Source organism: Actinomycetota bacterium (assembly GCA_018334075.1).
Lineage (GTDB): Bacteria > Actinomycetota > Coriobacteriia > Anaerosomatales > UBA912 > JAGXSC01.
In genome coordinates this window covers 1-3,678 of sequence record JAGXSC010000077.1, presented here as the reverse complement: position 1 = coordinate 3,678, position 3,678 = coordinate 1, and the positions used below count along the sequence as shown (strand labels likewise).

General features: G+C 62.6%; 2 protein-coding genes and 1 tRNA gene. All 3 read right to left on the bottom strand.

Annotated features, from left to right (window positions below):
• Positions 1 to 97, bottom strand: a tRNA-Sec gene (locus KGZ89_09335).
• 105 nt (positions 98 to 202) lie between these two features.
• Complete coding sequence (selB, locus tag KGZ89_09330) at positions 203 to 2,107, bottom strand: selenocysteine-specific translation elongation factor (protein ID MBS3975050.1); 1,905 nt, start codon at positions 2,105 to 2,107, stop codon at positions 203 to 205.
• A 7-nt stretch (positions 2,108 to 2,114) separates the two neighbouring features.
• Positions 2,115 to 3,515: an L-seryl-tRNA(Sec) selenium transferase gene (gene selA, locus KGZ89_09325; GenBank protein ID MBS3975049.1), complete on the bottom strand. Its 1,401-nt coding sequence runs from the start codon at positions 3,513 to 3,515 to the stop codon at positions 2,115 to 2,117.
• Between the last annotated feature and the right edge of the window lie 163 nt (positions 3,516 to 3,678).

The following is a 3,678-nucleotide window of genomic DNA, read 5'->3' as shown; positions in this document are numbered from 1 at the left end:
TGGCGGAGGCGCGTGCGAATCGAACACACCCGGGACGCTCTTCACGCCCCACTACGGTTTTGAAGACCGCGGGAGCCACCAGGCCCCATCCGCCTCCAGGAATGGATTCTGGTGATTGCGAGGAAAAAACGCAAGAGCATACGGCTATATCGCGCTTTCTGCGTGCTTTTTGCCCGCTTTTTGCGCGCTTTCTCGCCCGCTCTCAGCTCTTGCGAAGAGAACGATAGTCCTTATCGCGCACGGTAAGTCCTTGCGCGTCGAAGTGCTCGAGCAGCGGGATCACATACTTGCGCGACACGCCGAGAGCGTCACGAATCTCAGCTGCCGTGGCCCTGCCGCGCTCACGAAGCAGCCCCGTGAGCCGCTCGCGCGCCAGCTCCATCGCCTTCGCCGAGAAGTGCAGCTCGTTGCCGAGTCGCACGACAAGGCCTTCCTTCACGAGGTTGCCTAAAGCGCCCCTGGCCGCCTTGATCTCCACGCCAGCCTCGGCTGCCAACTCCGAGATCGAAGCCGGAGAGAGCCCTTGCGCACGCACGATCGAAAGGAGCGCGGTGGTGGCCGACTCCATCTCGGCGATCGCCGAGACCCCTGCGGCGGGATGCCGCGTACGGCCGCCTTCGATGATGGCGACCTTAGCGGCCGCGGCCTCTTCGAGCACGGCGTCGAACACCTTGAAGGGAATCCTTCGATCGACAAGGTCCCTTAGCGCCCCGGTCGCGATGCCGGTGGCTTTCGGCTCGGCGGAGTGAAATTCGAGCAGGCTGCGCTCTATGGCCGCAACCATGTCATGCAAGGCGGTCTGCGTGACAAACCAGGTCTCGCCGCCAACCTTCAAGCGCTTGAGATCGGCGCGATTGAGCGCGTCGGCCACGACAGCCTTGGCGACGCCGAGCCGAAAGGCCGCCTCGGCGCTTGTCATCGGAATCCCCCGCGCGGCCAAAAGCAGAAGCGACGCCCTTGCCGGATCTCCCTGATCGAGGGCGCGCAATAGCTCGAGCTCCTGGTCTTTCAGGTTTGTCCGCCGAGGAGGTGACGTGTCCAATACCACACCGCCGCCAATGGTGTAGACCGGCGAGTAGGATCTGACTATGAAGCGATCGGCATAGCGCGGCATCAACACTTCTTCCAGCCGCACCTGCGCGAATGACGACTCGCCCGGCGCCAGGGTGTCGCCTTCGACAAGCAAAACCCTGCCCAGGACCTCGCGGGTCCCGTGGTGCACATGGACCCTCGAACCGGACTCGAAGGGCCTGTCCGAGCCGGGAAAGCCGAGGTAGGTGAAGCGCGCGTCAAAACGGTCGGTCGCCGAGAGGGACCCGGGAGCGGCAACGACATCTCCGCGCGCTATCTCATCGGTATCGATCCCCGAGATATTCAACGCGACTCTCTGCCCAGCTTGAGCCTTATCCACGATCGCAGAGTGCACCTGCACACCGCGAACTCGGCCGGAAATGCCCCTGGGGTATATCTCGACCGGATCATCGCGCGACGTGCTCCCCGACCAGAGCGTGCCAGTGACAACCGTGCCCGCGCCCGAGATGGTAAAAACCCTGTCGACCGGCAAGCGCATGGGCATGGCCGCTTGTCTCGGCGATGTCACATCCGCTATCCGGTCAAGAGCGGCGAGAAGCTCAGGAAGCCCCGTCTTGGTTTTCGCCGAGACAGCGACAACCTCTGCGCCCTCGATTGATGTTCCCACTAGCAGCTTGTTGATCTCTTCGGTGACAAGCTCGATCCATTCGGCATCCACCAGGTCCGCCTTTGTGAGTGCTACCACCGCTTTGCTTACGCCGAGTATGTCGATGATCGCGAGATGCTCTCGTGTTTGCGGCATGATGCCGTCATCAGCGGCGATGACGAAAAGCGCGACATCGATCCCTGTCGCGCCCGCCACCATGTGCCGCACGAATTTCTCGTGCCCAGGGACGTCGACAACGCCCATAACCCTGCCGCTTGGCAGGGTTAGCTGCGCGAAACCCAGCTCAATGGTAATTCCGCGGGCCTTCTCCTCGGCGAGACGATCAGGGTCGGTGCCTGTCAACGCTTCAACCAGAGATGATTTGCCGTGGTCGATATGACCGGCGGTACCAAGCACGAGCGAGAGCATGGTGCGCTTACTCCTCTGCGCCGATTGCGCGGGCGACAGCCTCGGCAACAAGAACGTCCTCGCCCTCAAGCAGGGTGCGCGGATCCAGCAGCAGCCGATCTTCGCTGATTCTCGCAACGACACAGCAAGGGCCGAGACGTAAGCGCCGCTCCAGCTCCATCACGCCGATTTGCGGCGCTACGATCGCAACTGCGGATGAGGGTATCTCCGCGGTTGGAAGCGCACCGCCGCCAGCTCGCGCCACGGTATCGATCACCTCGACTTGCACCGCCTCGCCGCACATCTCGCCAATGCGAGCCGAAAGACCCTCGGCGATCTTGCGGACCTCTTCGGCAGTGATCGTCAGCATGCGCAGGGTCGGGATCTCCTGGAAGGCTCGCTCCTGGTCGAGGTATGCGCGCAATGTGGCTTCGAGTGCGGCCAGCGTCATCTTGTCGAGCCGCAACGCGCGGGCTAGCGGATGCTTTTTCAGTACACCGATAATCTCGGAACGCCCCGCAATTATGCCGGCCTGCGCCCCTCCAAGCAGCTTGTCGCCGGAGCAGCTCACCAAAGATACACCGGCCGCTAGCGATTCGCCGACGGTTGGCTCATAAGGCAGTCCAAACCGGCGCAGATCAACCAGCACACCCGAGCCCTGGTCCTCAAAGACCGGAATCCCATGCTCCGCGCCGAGACGCACGAGTTCCTCGGTGTTGGCCTCCTCGGCAAAGCCGATCACGCGGTAGTTGCTAGAGTGCACCCGCAGTATCAGCCGGGTATCCTTCGAAAGCGCGTTTTCGTAGTCGCGCAGATGCGTCTTGTTGGTGGTGCCGACCTCGACCATTGTGGCTCCCGACTCGGCCATGATATCGGGAATCCTGAAGCTGCCGCCTATCTCGACCAACTGACCGCGGCTGACGATCACCTCACCGCCACGCGCAAGTCCCGATATGCCGAGAAGCACCGCGGCGGCGTTGTTGTTGACCGCCATGGCCGCCTCGGCGCCGGTCAGGCGGCAGATGAGTTCCTCGATATGGACGTGCCTGGATCCTCTCGCACCGGTCGTAGCATCGTATTCGAGAGTGGAGTACCCCCGTGCGATATCGACCACAGCATCGGCGGCAGCCCTGGAAAGCACCGCCCGGCCGAGATTGGTATGCAAGACCACGCCCGTGGCGTTGATGACCCTTCTCAGACTTGGCCGCACTTTTTCGGCGACCCTCAAGATGGCGCCGTCAACGATCGCTTCAACGTCGGCAGCTTGATCGCGCTCGGCCAAAATTCTTACGCGGGCACTGTCGATCGACTCGCGCACCGCCTCGACGACCAGAGTCCTTGGGTGACGCGAAAGCTCCTCGGCAAGGCGAGGCGAGGCAAGTACGTCATCGACTTTCGGAAGCGCCCGCAGGCGAGTCTGTGTGTCCATGCCGACATTCTACCCGAGTTCGCCCTGACCTGTGACGCATCTTCCGCTGAATCCTGAGCCGAAGGTCACTCGACTATCGTGATGTGCCCGGGATATCCGGCCTCAAAGCCGCCGATAACCACGGCTGGCTCGTCGCGCTCCTCGAGCGCGGACAGGAGCGCCT

Coding starts and splice junctions, on each gene's coding strand:
- selB (MBS3975050.1), bottom strand. CDS start 2,107: ATGCTCTCGCTCGTGCTTGGTACCGCCGGTCATATCGACCACGGCAAA.
- selA (MBS3975049.1), bottom strand. CDS start 3,515: ATGGACACACAGACTCGCCTGCGGGCGCTTCCGAAAGTCGATGACGTA.